We start from the raw sequence: 18,717 nt of genomic DNA on the forward strand, positions 1-18,717 counted from the left end.
TCACTCGATTCCGAGAGCGTGGAGCATCGGGAGCAGTTTCGCGCAGGTTTCCGCGTATTCCTCTTCCGGGTCGGAGTCGGCAACAATGCCGCAACCTGCATAAAGGGAAGCGATGTTGTCGTGGATCAGCGCACAGCGAATGGCGACCGCGAACTCACCCTGCCCTGAGCCATCAGTCCAGCCGATCGTGCCCGCGTACCACCCCCGCTCGAGGCCCTCGTTGTGCGCCAGCCAGTCCAGCGACTGTTCGCGTGGGTACCCGCCGAGCGCGGGAGTGGGGTGGAGGCGTTCGACGAACTGGAGGATCCCCAGGTCAGGCTGGACGCCGCGTCCTTCGACTACGGTGGCCAGGTGCTGGACGTTGGCCAGCTTGAGCACCGTGGGCTCGGGGCTTGCTTCGACGTGCGCACATGTGGGGTGCAGGGCATCGCGGAGCATGCGCACCACGACGTCATGCTCGTGCCGGATCTTGGCGCTATTCCTGAGCTGGGCCTCGAGTTCGGCATCGACCTGGGCAGTTGCACCACGAGGCGCCGTGCCGGCCAGCCCGAGGGCGTGCGCGGTGCCGTCTGTGAGCCGCACGAGATATTCGGGTGTGGCGCCGACGAAGGCGTGCCTGTCGTGCTCGACCGCGAACACGGTGGCGTCGGGGTAGGTGCTTCGCATGCTTTCCACCGCGGCGGGGACGTCGAACGGACCATCGGCGGTCACGCGCAGTTCTCGGGCGAGGACCACCTTCTCGAAGGCGCCGTTGCGTATGCGGCCGACGGCCCGGCCCACCAGGTCCTTCCACCGCTCGGGGGAGGGGAGTTCCTGGCGGTCGAGGAGTGACCCGTGTTGTTGGCGCCACACGCCGTCGGCACGAGGGGCGGCGGACTCCGGCAGCAGGCACAGTTCGGCCAGATGGACAAGGTCCTTGGCGATCTGCTCGGGTTCTCCGCCCGGGAACATCACAGCATTGAGCCGCAGCTCATCCGGTGCTGTTGTGCCGGTGGTGCCCGGTACCGTGGCGGAACTGCGCACCTGAAGGGCGGGAACCCACATCAGGGCGTCGGGTAAGGCGGTGGCGCCCGGTGTGGTGGAGGGAGCGAAGGAGAATCCACCCACGAGCACGGGCCCCTGTCCGGTTGGCAGCCCGATACCGCTGCCTCCGGCCACCGGTTCTTGGACCAGCTCCTCCCATGACGCGGCGACGGAGCGGATGCGATCCTCACCGTGGCCGGTCAGATCATGCGCCGCACCGATGGCGACGAGCGAGCTGCGGTCCCATCCCGACTGCCAGTACAGGGAGCGGTCGGCGGACTCGCGTGCACGGCTCCAGAGAGCGGCCGGGTCAACGTGCGGCAACGGGGCGGCCCAGCTGACGAGTACAGGAAGCTTTCGTTGGCGCGCTGCTGCGGCGGCCTGTCGACACATCGCAAGCAGCTCGTCGCGGGAGGCTTCGTCGAGCAGTTGCTCGCCCGACACAGGGCGGAGCGACAGCCCGGGGACGGAAAGATGCGCAGACATCTCAGTACACTCCTTCGACCACGGACGGGGCGTTGCCGGATGTCAGGGGGCGGACGTCGGCCACGCCGTCTTGCGGGTACGCGGAGGTGGGCTCGATGCACAGCGCCGAGTCGCGCTCCAGGGTCCAGGGCAGCAGCAGGTCGCGCGAGATCAAGCTGATGCGGGCCTGTCCCCGTTCGCCGTATGCCACGTCCCGCGTCGTCTCTTCCGGGTCGACCAGCCGCACCCGGCTGTAGGGGTAATGCGGAATGAAGACGCAGGGTTGTCCGTCCGGTCCCACGGCCCCGGGACGCTGTGGGGCGATGCCCATCATGGTGTTGCCGTAGAGGCCGACGACCGCGGCGTTGGGGAAGAGCTCCGTTTCCAGGACGTGAAGGGTCTCGGGGCTGATGCTGGTGCCGGCCCAGATGATGCCGCGTACACGGTTCTGGACCAGGTCGAGTATGTCGTCCCGGTCAGAGATGGCCTCGAGGATCGGCGGGGTGGCGAAGAGCACGGAAACAGGCTGGGTGCGCAGCACGTCCAGGGCTTGGTCCAGGACGTGCTGCACATACTGTGCCACGTCATTGGTCTGTTGCTGTTTCGCCCGCTGCTTGACCCAGCGCGGGTCGAAGTCGATGTAGTGACAGAAGGTTTGCCGCAGCTGGGCCAGCAGGCCGATGGATCGGCCCACGATGTGAGGTCCTGTGGGTCCGATGTGCAGCCAGTGCCCGTCACCCACGCCGGGGACCTTGTGCTCGTCCAGGACAGTGCTCACCCACTGGACGCCTTCGCGCCGTGAACGCGACTCCACGATGCGCTTGGGCCGTCCGGTGGTGCCGCCGCTGTCGAAGACCCGAAAGTCCCAGTCGTTCTTGTCGATGCCGACGGGCACCAGGGTGTCGACCGGAACGTCCCGCCACTCCTCGCTGACGTCGGGGAACAGGTCGAGGTCTGCCCAGGTACGGATGTCACGCAGGGGGTCGAACGGCAACTCCGCGGCGCGTTTGACCCAGAACGGAGAGCCGGTGTCCGGCGAGAAGTGCCACTCCATGGCGGCCTGTACGAACTCATCGGGCGAGAGGTCTGCGGTGAACGGGACGGGGACGTCCTTGGACATCTCTTCCTCCAGAGGTGTAGTCAGACCTGGGTGAGGTGGTGGGATCGAGGCTGCGTCAGCGTGCGCCCGACGGCTTCCACGACCGGCTTGAGCTGGTCCATGAGCTCGGCGAACTGTGCGCCGCTGAGAGCCTGGGCTCCGTCGCACAGTGCGGCCTGTGCGTTGGTGTGGACGTCGATCAGCAGTCCGTCGGCGCCGCACGCGGCGGCGGCCAGGGACATAGGACCCACGAGATGGGGCTGTCCGGTGCTGTGGCTGGGGTCGACGATCACCGGGAGGTGGGTGAGGCGCTTCGCCTCGGCCACCGCGCTGAGGTCGAGCGTGAATCGGGTGCTGCGTTCGTAGGAGCGGATGCCACGCTCGCAGAGCACCACGCCTTCATTGCCCATGTGTATGAGGTACTCGGCCGCGAGCAGCCATTCCTCGATCGTGGCTGCCATGCCGCGTTTGAGCAGGACAGGCCGTCCGGATGCGCCGGCCTCGCGCAGCAGCGCGAAGTTCTGCATGTTCCGTGTGCCGATCTGGAGCATGTCGCTTTCCTCAGCGACACGTTCCACGTCGTCCGGTGTGACGACTTCGGTGACCACGGGTAGGCCGGTGCGCCCTCGCTGTTCAGCGAGCAGCGCCAGGCCGGCGACCCCCAGCCCCTGGAAGCTGTAAGGCGACGTGCGGGGCTTGAACGCCCCGCCGCGCAGCACCGTGGCACCGGCGTCGGCAACTGCATTCACCACGGTTGTCATCTGGAGTGGTGTCTCCACCGCGCAGGGCCCCGCGATCACCACGAATCCGTCTCCGCCGACCACCGGCCCGTCCGGGCCGCCCACGGTGACCCGGGTGTCCTCCGGGCGGAACAGACGGCTGGTCAGGCGCTGGGCTCCGGGGACCGTCACCACCCGTTCGACGCCCGTCGCTCTCGTCGCAGCCGAGGCCAGCTCCGGTGTGCCGGCTCCTTCGGTGACGAGCACTGTGGCGCCTGCCACGTGCCCGGCCACGGGAGTCAAGCCAGCGTTCCTGAGTAGTGCGTCGGCGACTTCGGTCTGCTCCCGCGTCGCCTGCGGGCTCATTACCACGATCATGGATGCCTTCCAGAGGGCTGTCATGCGCGGGGTTGCACGTCCTGCTCATCGTGCGGGCGGATGCCACCGGGCGGCTTGGCCTCAGTGCGCCTCGACGGAGCTCTAGCGATCGGTGCGATCCTCCATTGACGACAGCAGCCATGTCAATGGGGGTTGTCAACTCACGTTAATGGTGCTCAAATCGCTGTGCTCCCCCGGACGGAGAGAGCGAACGAGCCCCAGCGAGCGTGGAGGTATGTCGTGAAGATGATCGACATCAGTCAGGGTTGGTACGAGGGCATGCCGTCGTACGACGCGCCGTGGTACCCGAAGTTCGGAGTGCGTCGGGCCATGACGCCGGAGACCGACCCGGCCAAGGGCGGGCGTACCTTCTCCGACCTGCAGATCTTTCCGCACAACGGCTCCCATGTGGAGTCCGGTTACCACTTCTACGAGGACCGCGAGAAGATCGACGAGGTCCCCTTGGAGACCTTCGTGGGGCGCGTCTGCATCGCCGACCTGTCACACAAGCGCGATCTGGACCCGGTCACGGGGGAGGACCTGGAAAAGGCGCTGCACGAGTTCTGGCAGCCCGGGGACCGGCTGCTGATCCGAACCGACCACCCCAACCGCTACCTGGGGCGCGAGGATTACTGGGACAAGCCGCCCTACCTCACGGTCTCGGCGGCACAGTGGGCCGCGGACAACGGCGCCGTGCTCGTCGGCATGGACTGCATCACCGAACGCCCCGACGACCGCAGTGGTCAGGTGCATCGGAGCCTGCTCGCCGCCGGCATCCCCATCCTGGAGAACATCCAGAACCTCGATCAGATCAGTGTGCCGGTCGCCCACCTCATGGCGCTGCCGGTCAAGATCGCGGGAGTCGAGGCGGCCCCGGTTCGCGCGGTGGTGTTCGAGGGCTGGCCCCTCTGACCCCCCATCGAGGCTGCGCCGACAAGGAGCTCCTTTGTTTATCCCCATACTCCGGCAGGGCAGCGAGGGCACTTCCCGCGACACACGTGTCCTGCACGCCGTGACCGGTGCACCGCTGGGAACGCTCCACGAAGCCCCCGCGGTCGTGAATCGGCTGGCAGTGAAGGCTATGCGCACAGCACCCGACACGCCCCCGGGCGAAATCGCCGCGGTGCTGGCCCAGGCGGGTCGGCTGTTCGCCAGGGCAACGCTCGGCGGGCAGACCCCGGAGGAGTACTTCCGGCTGCAGGCACTGGCCTCCGGGGTGCCCATAGCGGTCGCCCGTCGCACCGCGGAGCGCTTGGCGGAGGAGTGCGGGCTGCTCGCGGACGTGACCGAGGAACAACGACCCGCGGGTACCGGACCCGGCCGCCCCGCCCGATGGGCACGCCGCGGATCGGTACTCGCGGTCGTGGCGCCCAGCAACCACCCAGGCACTCACATCGCCTGGTTGCAGGCCATCGCCCTTGGCTATGGCGTCGCGGTGCGTCCGGGCGCGCGCGATCCCATCACGCCGCTACGACTGGCAAGGGCACTGCTGGAGGCCGGCCTACACGCTGGTCGGCTGAGCCTGCTGCCGGGCTCCCACGCCGCAGCGGACGCGCTGGTCGCAGCCGCTGACCTGGCGCTCGTCTACGGAAGCGAGGCGACGGTCGCCCGCATGCGTGGCAATGACCGAGTTTTGGTGCGTGGGCCCGGCCGCAGCAAGATCCTGGTGGACGTCCCGCTGGATGACGACATCCTGGACTACCTCGTCGCCGAGATCGCCGACGACGGCGGTGTCCGCTGCACCAACGCCACGGCCATCTTCACATCGGGCGACCAGCAGGCCCTGGCCGATGCTCTGGCGGAGCGACTGGCCGCGCTCCCGCTGCTCCCCGTGACGGACCCCGGTGCGGAGCTTCCGGCTCGTCCCGTGAAAGAAGCGCGGGCGCTTCGATCCGCGCTCGTCGCAGCCGCGCAGGGAGCGGCGGACGTGGCGGAGCGGCATTACGCCGGCGATCCGACACCGGTCATCGACGGTGACGCCGCCGTCCTGCGCCCGGCTGTGATGTGGGTGGACAGATCCGACCACCCTGGACTGCGAACGGAACTCCCCTTCCCCTGCGTCTGGGTCGCGCCGTGGCGCGCGGGCGAGGGGCTCGGTCCGCTGGACGACTCCTTGGCACTGACCCTGCTCACGGAGAACGACGTGCTGGTGGCCGAAGCACTGGACGCCCCCACGGTCCGGACAGTCATCCACGGCAAGGTCACGGGCTGGTGGGCGGATCCGTATCTGCCGCACGACGGATACCTCGGACAGTTCCTCCGAGAAGCACGCGGCTTCGCCGTCTCCACCAAAAGGACAGCGGAATGACCCTCGAAGGCAAACGCGTACTGATCACCGGGGCGTCTGGAGACCTCGGCAAGGCGATGGCCCACACGTTCCTCGGTCTCGGCGCCGATCTGGCCCTGCAGTACCGCAGTAACTCCTCGCCGATCGACTTGCTCCTCAAGGAGGCCGAGAAGAGGGGCCGTGAGGCGTTCTCCGTCGCCGTGGACCTGGCCGAGCCGGACGGGGCCGACCGACTGGCTTCCGAGGTACTACGACGCTGGCCCTCGCTCGACGGGCTGGTCAACAACGCCGGAGGAGCACGCCCTCAGCCCTTTGACGAGATCACCCCGGACGCATGGGAACGGGCACTGCACCTCAACCTCACCAGCCCTTTCCGCCTGCTCCAACTGCTCCTGCCGGCGCTGCGCAAGCAGGGCGGGTCGGTCGTGAACATCTCGAGCGTCGCAGCACTGACGGGCGGCGCGTTCGGGCCGCAGTACGCCGCGAGCAAGGCCGGGCTGCTCGGCCTCACCCGTAGCGCGGCCCGTGACCTCGGCCGTTACGGGATTCGGGTCAACGCCATAGCACCGGGGCCGGTGGAGTCGGCGATGACCTCCTCGCTTGACGGGCCCGTGCTCGACGGCATCATCGGCGCCACCGCGCTGCGCCGACTCGTCGACCCCAGGGAAATCGCGGAAACCGCCGCCTTCCTGCTCGGCCCCGGATCGGCCGTGTCCGGACAGACCCTCGTCGTCGACGCGGGCCGCCACTTCATCTGAGGACGCATCAGCAGATCGCGTCACCGCAAACGATTCGGAGACTGTGCACATGTACGTACTGGGCATCAACCTGAGCCACGACCGGGCCGCTTGCCTGCTCAAGGACGGACGCGTCATCGTCGCGGTCGAAGAGGAGAGGCTCGACCGGCTCAAGCACTCCGAGGGCTTCATCATCCACGGGCACTTCGAGAAGCTGTCCAAGGTGCTGCCGATGAAGGCAGTCACGTACTGCCTCGACGCGGCCGGGATCGGTATCGACGACGTGGACCTGGTCGTGGGCAACCGTCCCTTGGGCGACGAAGCCGAGGAACGCATCCTGCGCGAACTGCCCATCCGCGACAAGAGCAAGATCCACAGCCTGCCGATGCCGTCGCACCACCTGGCCCATGCGTACGCCGGTTACCTGGCTTCACCCTTTGACGAGGCCGCAGTCCTGGTCGTCGACGGAGTCGGCAGCAAGGTGCCCGGCACCGGCCGGATCGAGAAGCACACCATCTTCGATGGGGAGGGCACGTCCCTACGGCGCGCCCACTCCGAGACCTACCCGGAGGACTGGAGCGAGGTCGGGCTGGGCCTCTTCTACAGCTTCTTCACCGCGAAGCTCGGATTCGTCACCCGCTGGGGACACCCCACGTTCGGTGACTTCGGCTGCGGCGGCTACACCGAAGCGGGCAAGACCATGGGACTGGCGCCCTACGGCCGGCCCCATCCGGAGTGGGAGAACCTGCTCACGGTCAAGGGAGGCAACGTCGAAGCACGCACCGAGGATCTCGAGAAGGCGTGGGCGTCCTGGCTCGCCTCCGACGGCGTGGGGTTCGACCCCAAGCAGAAGGATGCCTGGAAGCACCAGTTCGCCAAGGACCTGGCCTTCAAGGTCCAGGACGAGACCGAGGAAGCCATGCTGCAACTCGCCCGCCACGCCCATGAGGTGACCGGACGCAGCAAGCTCTGCATCACCGGTGGGGTTGCCCTCAACTCCGTCGCCAATCAGCGGATCGTTGCGGAAGGACCCTTCGACGAGGTGTACATACTGCCGCCTGCGGGGGATGCCGGCATTGCCATCGGCGCCGCCTACTACGGCTACTACGCGATCGCGGGCGGCACCGAGCGGCACGCCCTGCGCTCGGGCGCGACGGGCCGTGTCTATTCCGAGCAGGAGATCGCGCAGGCCGTGCAAGCGGCTGGAGACAAGGTCGAGTCGCGCAAGGCGACGGTCGCTGAGGTCGCGAAGCTGCTGGCCGAGCATCGCCTGGTCGGCTGGTTCCAGGGTGGTTCGGAGATCGGACCGCGAGCGCTCGGACACCGCAGCATGCTCGCCGATCCGCGCCATCCGCAGGTCCGCGACTACTTGAACGAGGTTGTCAAGCACCGCGAGGTCTTCCGGCCGTTCGCCCCCTCTGTCCTCCGTGAGGAGGCAGACAAGTGGTTCGACATGCGCGGTGACAGCCCCTTCATGCTGCTCGTACCTGATGTCCTGGAGCGTCGTCGCGCCGAGGTGCCCGCCATCACACACGTGGACGGAACAGCTCGCGTTCAGACTGTCGAGGCAGACGTCAATCCCCGCTACCACGAGCTGATCTCGCACTTCGCCGAGCTCACAGGTGTGCCGGTGGTCCTGAACACCTCGTACAACGACGCCGGTGAACCCATCGTGGAGACGCCTCAGGACGCGGTCAGGACGTTCCTGAACACAGAGCTCGATCACCTTTACATCGGCGATCTCCTGCTGACCAAGACTGGCCGCGAGCTCCCGGACCGGCACCCGAGCCGGCAGCCGCTGGCATGACGACGAAGCGACTGCTCGACGAAGTGCTCGCGGAACTGCTCGACACGACAGACCAGAGCAATCCCCTGGACTACGCCATCGTTGCCGCAGTCGAAGGCGCCGCACTGATCGCCGTGGCAGCCGAGGAAGCCGAACGCGACGCCGATGGTGGCAAGCCGGTGGAGCTGGCCCAGGAAGCTCTCGGGGCAATGCGGGCCTGTGTAGTCGCCACCACGCTGTCGGTACGGACGCTTGAGGACCGGCGCCGGTCGACGGGCAAGCGGACCGTTGACGGTCGTACAGCGGCCCTGTCGTAGGACTGGAGCAGTGACACGACGTCGGCCGCGATTGATTCAAGGAGGACCTCGCATGAGTTCACGAGCTCTCGCACATCACGAATGCCGAGACGCCTTGCCCGCCTTGAACAGGCGCCTTGATGATCCGCGGCCGGAGCTCCTGCTGGTAGGTGGGGAACCGGGTGAGTACGACGGCTGGGCCCGACGTTCCATCGAGCGCCGGTACCGCCTGCTGTCCCTGGCGAGCGGCAGCGTTGGCGATCAGCTCAGCGGCACGGCCACCCTGGCGGGGGTGTCCACCTTTCAAGAGGACAGAGTGGAACAGGCAGTCTCCCTCGCGGAGAGGGCCGGCCTTCCTGCAGGGTCTTTACTGACCGTCATGCGATGCCGCGTGGGACAGGCTGTGGAGCCTGTCCCACCGGCCTCCGTCCACCAATCCGAACTGACGGCACTGGCCGTCTCGGTGATCCGGCACGGGCGACTATCGCCCCTATTCGTCGCTCGCCCGGAACAGGAAGCCGGCGCCATGACGGATTCCGGTTATGTCGTGGATGCGGCGGATCCCCTTCTCAACAGCAGCGGGGTGGTCGATTCGCTGTGGGCCATGCACCGGAGGTTTGACATCGAGGAGGGGGTCACCGCCTCCGAGTTCCGGATCTATGGCAGGCGGGCTGTCGGCGTGGGGGTGAGGGGCCTGCTGGGATCCGACCTCTTGCTGCGTGCCGGCTCGCTGGCCACTGGTACAGACTTCGCTCTCGCCTGGGCTGACCTGGCCGTGGGCGTCGAGCCTGATCTCGCACCGCGCCGTTGCGGGGCCGCAGGAGTGCGGTTCTTCTACCCGCAAACCGATCTCACACTCGATGAACTGCGGCTGGAGACATCGACACTTCCGGGTGGAATCTGGGAAGTTCAACTCTCCGCCAAACCGGGCATGATCGTCCGGGCCCACGGCGGCACTTGCGCTGCCACACCACTGGCGTTGGCCACCGCTGTGGGCGAGGACGGCGCAGCGTGCAGACGCGCACTTGATCTCCTGCCGCAGGCACTGCACATCCGCGGTCGGCTGTAGCTCAACACACCCTTTGACGACAGAATAAATAGGAGCAAATATGCCTGAAACCCGCACACTGTTGATGATCGCCTCCTCGCTCAACCCCGACCTGCTGAAGACACCGCACGAGCTGGGTCTGGAAGTGGTTCTCGCAGCGGCCGTGCCGCCGGCGGACGACAGCCTGTACGACGTCCACCTGGCGGTCGACGAGATGGATGAGGAATCCGTCCTCGCCGCAGTCCGTAGTTATGTTGCCGATGGCGGCAAGGTGGACGCGGTCGCCACCTTCCATGAGGGCGCACTTCATGTGGCTGCCAGGGTCTCCGCCGAGCTCGGCCTTCCGGGTAATTCCCCGGAAGCCGTACGGGCCATGCGTGACAAGTACGTGACGGGGCAGGTTCTCGCCGAAGCCGGTGTGCTCACTCCCCAGACCAAGGTCGTCACCACCTTCTCCCAGGCCGAGGCCGTCGCGGCAGAGCTCGGCTTTCCTTTGGTCCTCAAGCCCCAGGCCAGTGGTGCAAGCCAGGGCGTGACAAAGGTCGAGAACGCGGCAGAGCTGAAGGCAGCCTTCGAGAACATCATCGGGCTGTACGAACCGGAGTCCTTCACTGAGGGCGAGTACTCGGTTCCCAACGTCGCTCACATCTACGCCTACCCGCAGGCGCAGGGGGTGCTGATACAGGAATACGTATCGGGCGACGAGTTCGCTGTGGACCTGGTTTACGGCGGAGGCGAGTTCCGCCCTATGGCTATTCACGACAAGCCGTACCCCTTCGCCGAACCGCACTTCATCGAGGGTGCTTATGCGACGCCGTCGGCTCTCCCCGAGGCTGATCAGATGCGGATCGTCGAGACCTCTGTGGCAGCCCTGAAGGCACTGGGCGCAAGCGTCGGCGGGGCGCACGTCGAGCTGCGGCTGACGGATGAGGGGCCGAAGATCATCGAGGTGAACGGGCGCCTGGGCGGCACCACTGCCTTCGTTCAGGAGTCGATCCGGGAGTCGACTGGGGTATGGGGGCCGCGGGAGTACCTGAGGGCAGTGCTCGGCGAACCGGTGGACTTCACTGTGAAGCCGCAACCGACACCCGCTGGCTTTACTCCGCTGCTTGCCGACCGCACCGGCGAAATAGCCGGCTTCGAAGGCATTGCCGAAGCCGAGGCCGTCCCCGGAATCATCGGGCTGCGCTGGATGGCCAAGCCGGGCGATCACGTGGTGATCAAGTATCCGGAGAACCCCGTGTCGTGCTTTGCCCTTGTGCTCGCCAAGGGAGAGTCCCGTGAAGACGTCCTCTCCGCGTTGGAAGGCGCCGAAAAGGCCCTGAAGCCCGTCTATACCAACTGACCTCCGGGAAACAGCCATGTCGAGTCCGATACAGAAGCTGCCGGAAGCATCATCGCCGGACCGCTCGGCTACTCCTCCCGCGGCCGGTTCGGGAAGTGCTGCCCCCGGTGCCGGGCTGCCGGCCAGGCTCCGGCAGCGGCACATGACCATGATCGGTCTCGGCGGAGCGATCGGCGCCGGACTCTTCGTGGGCTCGGGGGCCGCCATTGCCGTCGCGGGACCGGGCGTGCTCGTCAGCTTTGTCCTGGCCGCCCTGCTGACCGTGCTGATCATGCGCATGATGGGAGAGATGTCGGTCGCCCTGCCGGCGTCGGGATCATTCTCCACACACGCTGAGCGCGCCTGGGGCAGCTGGGCGGGGTTCACCATCGGCTGGCTCTACTGGAGCCTTATGGTCGTGGTGATCGCCATCGAAGCCATGGGTGCTGCGGTGATCGTGAACGGCTGGCTGCCAGGTGTGGACACCTGGGTGTGGGTGCTGCTGTTCATGGCCGCGCTCACAGTGGCCAATCTCGCTGCGGTCGGTACCTTCGGCGAATTCGAATTCTGGCTGGCGGTGCTCAAGGTAGGGGCGATCATCGGGTTCCTCATCCTGGGCACCCTGGCGGTTGCCGGGGCGTTGCCGGGGGAGAAGGCCATCGGGTTCAACAACCTGACGCAACACGGTGGCTTTCTCCCGCACGGCTGGAGCGGCGTTGTTTCCGGCCTGCTCATCGTCATCTTCTCGTTCGGCGGCATTGAAATCGTCACGCTCGCAGCCGCGGAGTCAACGGACCCCGTACGCGCACTGGGCAGCGCAATGCGAAGTGCTATCTGGCGGTTGCTGCTGTTCTACATCGGCTCCATGGCTGTCGCGGTGACAGTGCTTCCGTGGAACGACAGCAAGGTCGGGAAGAGCCCCTTCGTCGCGGTCCTCGAACGCATCGGAGTGCCCGGCGCCGCCCAGGTCATGAACGTTGTCCTGCTGGCCGCGCTGTTGTCTGCTCTCAACGCCAACCTCTACGCGTCCTCGCGGATGATTTACTCCCTGGCGGAACGGGGTGAAGCGCCACAGGCATTGCGGAAGCTCTCCCGCACTGGCGTACCGCGGCATGCTGTGCTGGTCTCCGTGGCGTTCGGCTTCTTCTCCGTCCTGCTGAACTTCAAATGGCCCGACACGGTGTTCCTCTGGCTGCTCAACTCAGTGGGCATCATCGGGCTCGTGGTCTGGATTGCTGTAGCCGTAACCCAGTTACGGCTGCGCAGCCAGCTGGAGCGCACGACGCCGGAACGGTTGCGGTTGCGGGTGTGGGGATTCCCGTGGCTGACGATTCTGGCATTGATGGCGATGGCCGCGGTGATAGGTCTGTTGGCAGTGGACGAGGAGAGCCGCCCTCAGGTCGTGGGGAGTGGCGCTCTGACCGCGCTCTTCTTGACGCTCGGAGTGGTGCGACACCGACGGCGCATCACTTCCGGGACTGGGTGACCGGACAGGGCTGGTAGAGGATCACCGGGTGTGCGGACGTGCCTGCAGGGTACGTCCGCACACCCACTTGAGCGTCAGGCATCACCCTCCGACGCCTCGCGTAGCTCCCGCAGCTTCTCACCGAGCCAGGCACGTTCCGCCTGCTGTGCAGCCCGAGCCATGATCAGCATGCCTTTGCGGTAGGGATCTTGAACATCCTTGATGCGTACGGGGGTGCCCGAACGGCTGAAGAAACTGGCCGGCTGGTTGAGGAAGTCCAGCCGCTGCTGCAACACGGCGGCTTGTTGAGCGGGGTCCGTGAGCTGGCTGAGGAAGGCGAGCAGGGTGAAGAAGGCGCCGCCGTCCGTGATCTCGGTCGGCTTCGGATGCGCCAGACGCTGCAACAACTCGGCTCGTCCCTCGGCCGTGATGCTCAGTATGTGACGGGCCGGAGCGCTGTCGCCGGGCTCGGACCGTCGCTCGACGTATCCAACCTGGCGCAGGCGGTTGATGGCCGGATACAGGGCTCCGTCACTCACGGGCCGGTTGTGCCCTATCAGGTCCGAGATGTGGCGGCGGAGTTCGTAGGCATGCATGGGGCGCTCGGCGAGAAAGCCAAGGACGGAGAGCGTCAGCACAGTCTTCCTGCCTTGTGGGTCGAGGTGGCGGATACGGGGCGTTCGGCCCGGTTTTCATGATCACGATTGCGACTACCTCTATTAGAGTGACACGAATCGAGGTAGCGTGTCGCGTGCTGACCGAGTCAGCAGCCGGAGGGGCCTGAGCCCCGTATGTGCTGGAGGGGGTGTCCCTTTGCGCAAGACGATGCATGCGATGACGGTGCAGCGCCCTGGCGGACCAGAGGTGTTGCAGCTGCGTGAGGTTCCCCGCCCCGAGCCGCGGGAAGGCTGGACGCTGGTGCGCGTTATGGCGTTCGGACTGAACCGTTCGGAGCTGTTCACTCGCCGCGGCATGTCCCCCACCGTGAGCTTTCCACGAGTGCTGGGCATCGAGTGCGTAGGGGTCGTAGAGCAGTCACATGACCCTGGACTGCCGGAGGGCACTACGGTCGCGGCCGCTATGGGGGGCATGGGAAGGCAATTCGACGGAAGCTACGCGGAGTTCGCACTGCTCCCAACGGCTCAGCTCATGCCCGTGAGAACGAAACTTCCATGGTCCGCCCTGGCGGCGATCCCCGAGTCCTACCTGACCGCGTATGGATCGCTGGAAGCACTCCGGCTCCGGCCGGGGCACCGTCTGCTGATTCGTGCCGCCACCTCGTCCGTTGGTATGGCGGCGCTCGCTCTGTCTGCCGGCCTGGAAGTGGAAGTGGCCTGTACGACACGTGATCCTGGCAAGGTCGAGTCGCTGCGCGAGCATGGGGCCGATCAGGTCATCCTTGACCGCGGAGGCAGTATCGGTGAGCACGTGCGCGCGATATGGCGGGACGGAGCGGACCGCGTGCTGGACCTGGTGGGCGGCGGCACGGTCTTGGACTCACTGCGCGTACTGGCTCCGGGCGGCAGCGTATGCAACTCAGGCATCCTCTCGGACACTTGGGTCATGCCGGCATTCGAGCCGCTGGAGGACATCCCTTCCGGGGCGACGCTGACCACCTTCTCCAGCAGCGCAATCAACACCGGCGCTTGGGCGCGGCTGGCCCTCCAGGACATCCTCGGTCAGGTCGAGACAGGAAGTTGCCGGTCGGTGATCGACCGAATTTTCCCTCTCGAAGAACTCGCCGCTGCTCACCACCACATGGAAACCAATCAAGCCCTCGGAAAGGTCGTGGCCGTTGTCCACCATCCCTGACACCCAGACAATGACTGAGGCCCAGAGCCTCACGCCAGCTCTCACTCGACGGGCACTGTTGGGCTTAGGCGTGCCGGTGTACTTCGAGCTTCTCTCTGGAGTGGTCGCCGGCATCATCGATACCGTCTGGGTCTCCCGCCTGGGTGAAGCAGCCGTCGGAGCGGTCGCTGTCGCGAGCACTCTCGAGAACGTGCTGCTTGGCGTGATCCTCATGGCCAACATCGGAGCCACGGTTCTGATCGCCGACGCCTTGGGCGGCGGACGACGAGCCGAGATCCCGACCATCATGCGCGCTGTCGGACTGCTCTGGTTGATCATCACGCCCATTGTCGCGATCGGCGGCTTCTTCGCACGTGACCAGGTTGCGAGCCTGCTCGTGGGCGGAGAGGGGGAGGTGCATCGGCTTGCGGCCGGCTTCTTTGCCATCGCCTTCCCAGGGATGGCAGTCTTCTTCGCCCAGAACGTGGTCGACGGCATCTTCAAGGGGACGGGCGACACGAAGACGCCTATGCGGATGGCGATCCTTGCCAACTCCTGCATTCTCGTGCTCGACCCACTGCTTATCTACGGTGTCGGCGGCCTTCCCCACATGGGTGTACGAGGAGCCGCGCTTGGGATGCTCTTGGGCCGCTCCGTCGCCCTGTGCGTGAGCTTGACGCTGCTGTGGCGCAAGCGCCTCGGCAATGTCGGTGACGCGGCGGCCACCACGCTGCGCTGGCCCAACGCCCTGCGACGCCTCCTGGGCATCGGCCTGCCGGCATCCGGAGACTTCGTCCTGCGCATGGGCATCAGCGCGACGCTGGTCGGCATTGTCGCTCGGTTCGGTGAGGACCCACTGGCCGCCTACGGCATCGGCATCAAGGTGATCCTTTTCGTCACCATGGCCTTTTACGCCCTTCGTCAGGCGGGGAGCATTCTCACCGCCCGCACCCGGGGATCGGGCGAGAGCGCGGACAGGGTGATCGGACAGCAAAGCGTCGTACTCGCCATGATGGTCGGTGCCGGCGCCGGACTCGTGCTCGCCCTGGGCGGACGGCTGCTCATGGGGTTCTTCACACAGGCATCAGGAGTCATTGACTCAGGTGCGACCCTGCTGTGGTACCTCCTGCCCTACCTGGTGCTTCTGGCTGGTGTGGTTGGCCTCGGCGGAGCGTTCATGGGCGGTGGGCGCACTCGGGCAATGTTCTGGGTCACACTGATGGGTGCTGTTGTTCAGCTGCCGCTCGCCTACGGGCTGAGCTCTCTGTCCGCGCTGGACGTCCAGGGAGTGTGGCTGTCTATGATCATCGGCACTGGCGCCCAGTACCTCATGTCGTATCTGCTCTTCCGGCGCTACTTCGGGGCGCGGGCCAGTAAGAGTTCGGCTGACTCGCGCTCGTAGCCGCGCCACCAGGGGGATGGCTAGAGTTGACAGCTGAGGAGGACAACCCGAGAGGAGGTCGGTAGATCATGAACGATGCGGGTGGTCAGAGCCCTGGAGGGCACACCGAACGTAGAAGTCTCGCTGAGAAGCTGGAGCACTTGCTGGCTATTACGACGCCAGCAGGCCAGCGTCCCCCCTCGAACGAGGACATAGCGACAGCGATCAACATTGCCGCAGGCGAGAAAACGATCAGCGCTACCTACGTATGGCAGCTGCGCACCGGACGGAAAACAAATCCGACGATGCGCCACCTTGAGTCGCTGGCTCAATACTTCGGGGTGAGCGCTGCCTACTTCCTCAGTGATGAGGAGTCCCGAAAGATCGATGACCAGCTGGCCTTGCTCGGCGCGCTCAAACAGTCGGACGCGCGCAGCATCGCCTTGCGCTCGACAGGGCTTTCCGAGTCGAGCCGCCGGGCTTTGCATAGCATGATCGACCAGTTGCGGAAGCTAGAGGGATTGCCTGACGACGAACTCGGTCAAGAGGAAACGGCGCGCTGACGGTTTCCTTCGAAATGGCTTCTGCTGCGCGAATTCAGTTTCTGAAAAGATTTTGAAACCTGCGCAAGAAGTGCGATCTCCTGTGCCAGGTTGACGCCGGCGGTTCGACGACGGGCGAGAGGCTCTTCCTGTGCTGGCTCCAGCTCCCCGGGGCCGTATAGAGCTGACCTCAGCACTGCCGCTTCACACATGGCCTCGTGCTGCATCCCGTGTGCTTGCTCGAGGCGGTGGATAGCGATCGGATCCGCTCTGTGCCGGAGAACCAGCTGTGCGTCCCTGATTTCGATGACACGTCGATACAAATGGTAGTCGAGCTGACGTCGTGGAATCCATCCGAGCAGGCGGGATGCGGGAGGTTCCAGGACCAGGTTCGGTGCCGCTTGATACACGGCGCGCCACAGGGGTGCAAGCCGTAGATAGTCACGGTAGGTGTTAAGCCAGCGGCCTGCTGAATTTAACTTCGGTCCCCAGGAGGGGGCTGTCCAGCCGAAAATTTGAAGAAGAGTTCCTGCATCTGCGATAGACCAGAAGAGGAACTTCCAGGGCCCTACCACACCTTCTGCATGTAGTGCGATGATCTGCCAATAGCGGACGGCGCAATACGCCAGAATGAGTGTGGAGCCTGCGGCAACGAACCACATGCCGAGGCGTAGCCAGAACTCGCGCACGGTGCGGGCGTAACGGAAAGAGAAGAGAACCGTCTGGAAGCGTCCCGCCGCACAAATGGCCAAGTAGTAGGCCATGTAGGCCGCATAATCCACATTTTGAATATTCAGGTATACGGTCTCTTGGGCAGATGCTTCTTTTTTCGGCTGTATGGCGAAGAATAGGAAAATGAGGGCAGTGAGTGCGGCTCCGAACCCTGCCACCTGCCATTGTGTGGACCTCTTGGCAATCTCGGGGGGTAGCGTCAGATTAACGACCGTCACTTGCTGCGCAGCCGTGAGCACTACTACGGATGCCTGAACGATGATCGTCGTGGCGTTCGGGAACCCAAGGAATCCCGAGATTTGGCGCCTGAAGATCTCCAGGTCGACGAAATATGCCACCGAGTTGCACATAAAGTATGTACATAACGCGAAGAGCGCGAGATTCTTCGGCCTGTGCACGAGTGCGGGTAACTTGTAGGAGAAAGCGGCCAGGCTTGCTACGGCGCAACTCCACGAGAGTACATTGAAAATCATTCACTGCACCGAGCCGACGCTGGGTGAGTGGCCTGCAGATATAGCTTCCTTGAGCCGTGTGATTACCTCGTCATCCGGGCACAATGGGGGCTCCGTGCCGGTGTCATTCTGCCGTCGGACTGGGGTGAGGAGAATGGAGGCAACCATTTCTGCCTCCTGCTCATTCCGTTCGGAATATTCAGTCCGCTGGAGTGCCCTGCGAACGACCATTGGGTCGATATCTGGGAACAGGTGACTTAGCACAGTTTCGCTTGTTCCCGCGTTGGCTTCGTGATCACACAGGATGTGGGCGAGCTCATGCGCGATGATGTGCTCTTGGTGAGCGCGGGTCGTGCGAACTTCGTATATGACAAAGTCGGCCGCCGGGGTGGCCATCCACATACCGTTTAGGGAATACTCAGGTATCGCCATAGGGATGAGATGGATCGGTTTCCCGCGTTGATCGCTCAACCTGTCTCTTAACGAGACGATGTCGCGACTGTCCTTGTCGAGCCCCATAGCAGTGAGGCGTGCTTCGCACTGCCGGCGGAGGCTTTTGAAGTGTCGCGATGTTGTAGAGACACCTGACACGGAAAGGGCGTGGCCTATCGCATACTCCTTCATTGGGGAATTACCGATTTCCGCTCGATCGTGTCTCTGCGCGGCATTTCGCGAGTGCGGTCTGCGAGCCTGCGAGGGAGCCGTAAGAGGGGATGCCAACCGGAGCCCCTTGCCTCGCCTTGCCTGCCTTGTCGCGCAAGGTCGATAACCCCGGTATCCCAGGCGCAGACGCGAGTGTTGCGTGCACGCAAGTAAGACCATCGGTGGCTAGCAAGTGCTTCCCCTCCCCTATGCGATAGAACGCACCTGCGTCGACCCAACCTTACTCACATGGCAAGGCTGTGCACCAGAGTGTCACGTGTGCTCTCCCTCGCTGAGGACCGGGGTGAGGATTAGAGTCAATAATTCGGATTCATGGGGCAGTCTGTGTCCTGATACTTGCTTGACGACGTCGCTGGAAACAGTGCAAGGACCTCTGGATGTCCGATTTATCCAGGGGTGAAGGGTGCCGCCGATGCCCTCGTGGAAGGGCAAGAAGTGTCCGGTCCAGCCACTGACGCGTTCCAATACGTCGGTGCCATCAGCTGATGCCTTCGTCCAGAACAGTGACCATGCCCGGGAGGGTGGCATC

17 protein-coding genes are annotated in these 18,717 nt (G+C 65.1%); 11 read left to right on the forward strand and 6 right to left on the reverse strand.

The features are described from left to right. Genes AS857_RS06760 through aroF form a run of 3 tightly spaced genes read right to left on the reverse strand, consistent with a single transcriptional unit; the run spans window position 1 to window position 3,672 of the window. Complete coding sequence (locus tag AS857_RS06760; RefSeq protein ID WP_058042239.1) at window positions 1–1,509, reverse strand: isochorismate synthase; 1,509 nt, start codon at window positions 1,507–1,509, stop codon at window positions 1–3. 1 nt (window position 1,510) lies between these two features. Next, the gene (locus AS857_RS06765; RefSeq protein ID WP_058042240.1) at window positions 1,511–2,608 is read right to left on the reverse strand and encodes a class I adenylate-forming enzyme family protein; all 1,098 of its coding nucleotides are present in this window, start codon (window positions 2,606–2,608) and stop codon (window positions 1,511–1,513) included. 20 nt (window positions 2,609–2,628) lie between these two features. Continuing rightward, window positions 2,629–3,672, reverse strand: coding sequence for a 3-deoxy-7-phosphoheptulonate synthase (aroF, locus tag AS857_RS06770; protein WP_245699635.1), 1,044 nt, complete (start codon window positions 3,670–3,672; stop codon window positions 2,629–2,631). A 258-nt stretch (window positions 3,673–3,930) separates the two neighbouring features. Between aroF and AS857_RS06775 the strand changes: the two genes are divergently transcribed. Genes AS857_RS06775 through AS857_RS06810 form a run of 8 tightly spaced genes read left to right on the forward strand, consistent with a single transcriptional unit; the run spans window position 3,931 to window position 12,648 of the window. Further along, complete coding sequence (locus AS857_RS06775; protein WP_245700003.1) at window positions 3,931–4,596, forward strand: cyclase family protein; 666 nt, start codon at window positions 3,931–3,933, stop codon at window positions 4,594–4,596. A 34-nt stretch (window positions 4,597–4,630) separates the two neighbouring features. Continuing rightward, a complete protein-coding gene (locus AS857_RS06780; protein ID WP_058042242.1) occupies window positions 4,631–5,992 on the forward strand; it encodes an aldehyde dehydrogenase family protein in 1,362 nt (453 codons plus the stop codon). After that, on the forward strand, window positions 5,989–6,729 hold the full coding sequence (locus AS857_RS06785; protein WP_058042243.1) for an SDR family oxidoreductase: 741 nt from the start codon (window positions 5,989–5,991) through the stop codon (window positions 6,727–6,729). The genes AS857_RS06780 and AS857_RS06785 overlap by 4 nt, the downstream gene beginning before the upstream one ends. Window positions 6,730–6,778: 49 nt before the next feature. Continuing rightward, window positions 6,779–8,515: a carbamoyltransferase family protein gene (locus tag AS857_RS06790; protein ID WP_058042244.1), complete on the forward strand. Its 1,737-nt coding sequence runs from the start codon at window positions 6,779–6,781 to the stop codon at window positions 8,513–8,515. Further along, on the forward strand, window positions 8,512–8,811 hold the full coding sequence (locus AS857_RS06795; protein WP_058042245.1) for a hypothetical protein: 300 nt from the start codon (window positions 8,512–8,514) through the stop codon (window positions 8,809–8,811). The genes AS857_RS06790 and AS857_RS06795 overlap by 4 nt, the downstream gene beginning before the upstream one ends. A gap of 52 nt (window positions 8,812–8,863) precedes the next feature. Beyond that, the gene (locus tag AS857_RS06800; RefSeq protein ID WP_144440748.1) at window positions 8,864–9,859 is read left to right on the forward strand and encodes a hypothetical protein; all 996 of its coding nucleotides are present in this window, start codon (window positions 8,864–8,866) and stop codon (window positions 9,857–9,859) included. 40 nt (window positions 9,860–9,899) lie between these two features. Next, on the forward strand, window positions 9,900–11,183 hold the full coding sequence (locus AS857_RS06805) for an ATP-grasp domain-containing protein (protein ID WP_058042247.1): 1,284 nt from the start codon (window positions 9,900–9,902) through the stop codon (window positions 11,181–11,183). Window positions 11,184–11,199: 16 nt separating this feature from the next. Then, window positions 11,200–12,648, forward strand: coding sequence for an amino acid permease (locus AS857_RS06810; RefSeq protein ID WP_058042248.1), 1,449 nt, complete (start codon window positions 11,200–11,202; stop codon window positions 12,646–12,648). A 74-nt stretch (window positions 12,649–12,722) separates the two neighbouring features. Here AS857_RS06810 and AS857_RS06815 read toward each other — a convergent pair whose 3' ends face one another. After that, on the reverse strand, window positions 12,723–13,265 hold the full coding sequence (locus tag AS857_RS06815) for a PadR family transcriptional regulator (protein ID WP_058042249.1): 543 nt from the start codon (window positions 13,263–13,265) through the stop codon (window positions 12,723–12,725). A 175-nt stretch (window positions 13,266–13,440) separates the two neighbouring features. Here AS857_RS06815 and AS857_RS06820 point away from each other — a divergent pair, with 175 nt between their 5' ends. The 3 genes from AS857_RS06820 (at window position 13,441) to AS857_RS06830 (ending at window position 16,362) form a co-directional block, all read left to right on the forward strand. Continuing rightward, the gene (locus tag AS857_RS06820; RefSeq protein ID WP_245699641.1) at window positions 13,441–14,439 is read left to right on the forward strand and encodes a zinc-binding dehydrogenase; all 999 of its coding nucleotides are present in this window, start codon (window positions 13,441–13,443) and stop codon (window positions 14,437–14,439) included. A gap of 76 nt (window positions 14,440–14,515) precedes the next feature. Continuing rightward, window positions 14,516–15,820 (forward strand): MATE family efflux transporter, encoded by a 1,305-nt coding sequence (locus AS857_RS06825; RefSeq protein ID WP_245699642.1) that lies wholly within the window; start codon window positions 14,516–14,518, stop codon window positions 15,818–15,820. Window positions 15,821–15,888: 68 nt separating this feature from the next. Next, window positions 15,889–16,362 (forward strand): helix-turn-helix domain-containing protein, encoded by a 474-nt coding sequence (locus AS857_RS06830; protein ID WP_063804193.1) that lies wholly within the window; start codon window positions 15,889–15,891, stop codon window positions 16,360–16,362. Here the strand turns inward: AS857_RS06830 and AS857_RS39475 are convergent. Further along, the gene (locus tag AS857_RS39475; RefSeq protein ID WP_338058247.1) at window positions 16,341–17,546 is read right to left on the reverse strand and encodes an MAB_1171c family putative transporter; all 1,206 of its coding nucleotides are present in this window, start codon (window positions 17,544–17,546) and stop codon (window positions 16,341–16,343) included. The genes AS857_RS06830 and AS857_RS39475 overlap by 22 nt on opposite strands. Further along, window positions 17,547–18,044 (reverse strand): ImmA/IrrE family metallo-endopeptidase, encoded by a 498-nt coding sequence (locus AS857_RS39840; protein ID WP_160330195.1) that lies wholly within the window; start codon window positions 18,042–18,044, stop codon window positions 17,547–17,549. Between the last annotated feature and the right edge of the window lie 673 nt (window positions 18,045–18,717).

It is taken from the genome of Streptomyces roseifaciens, assembly GCF_001445655.1.
In the GTDB taxonomy this organism is placed as follows: Bacteria; Actinomycetota; Actinomycetes; order Streptomycetales; family Streptomycetaceae; genus Streptomyces; species Streptomyces aureoversilis.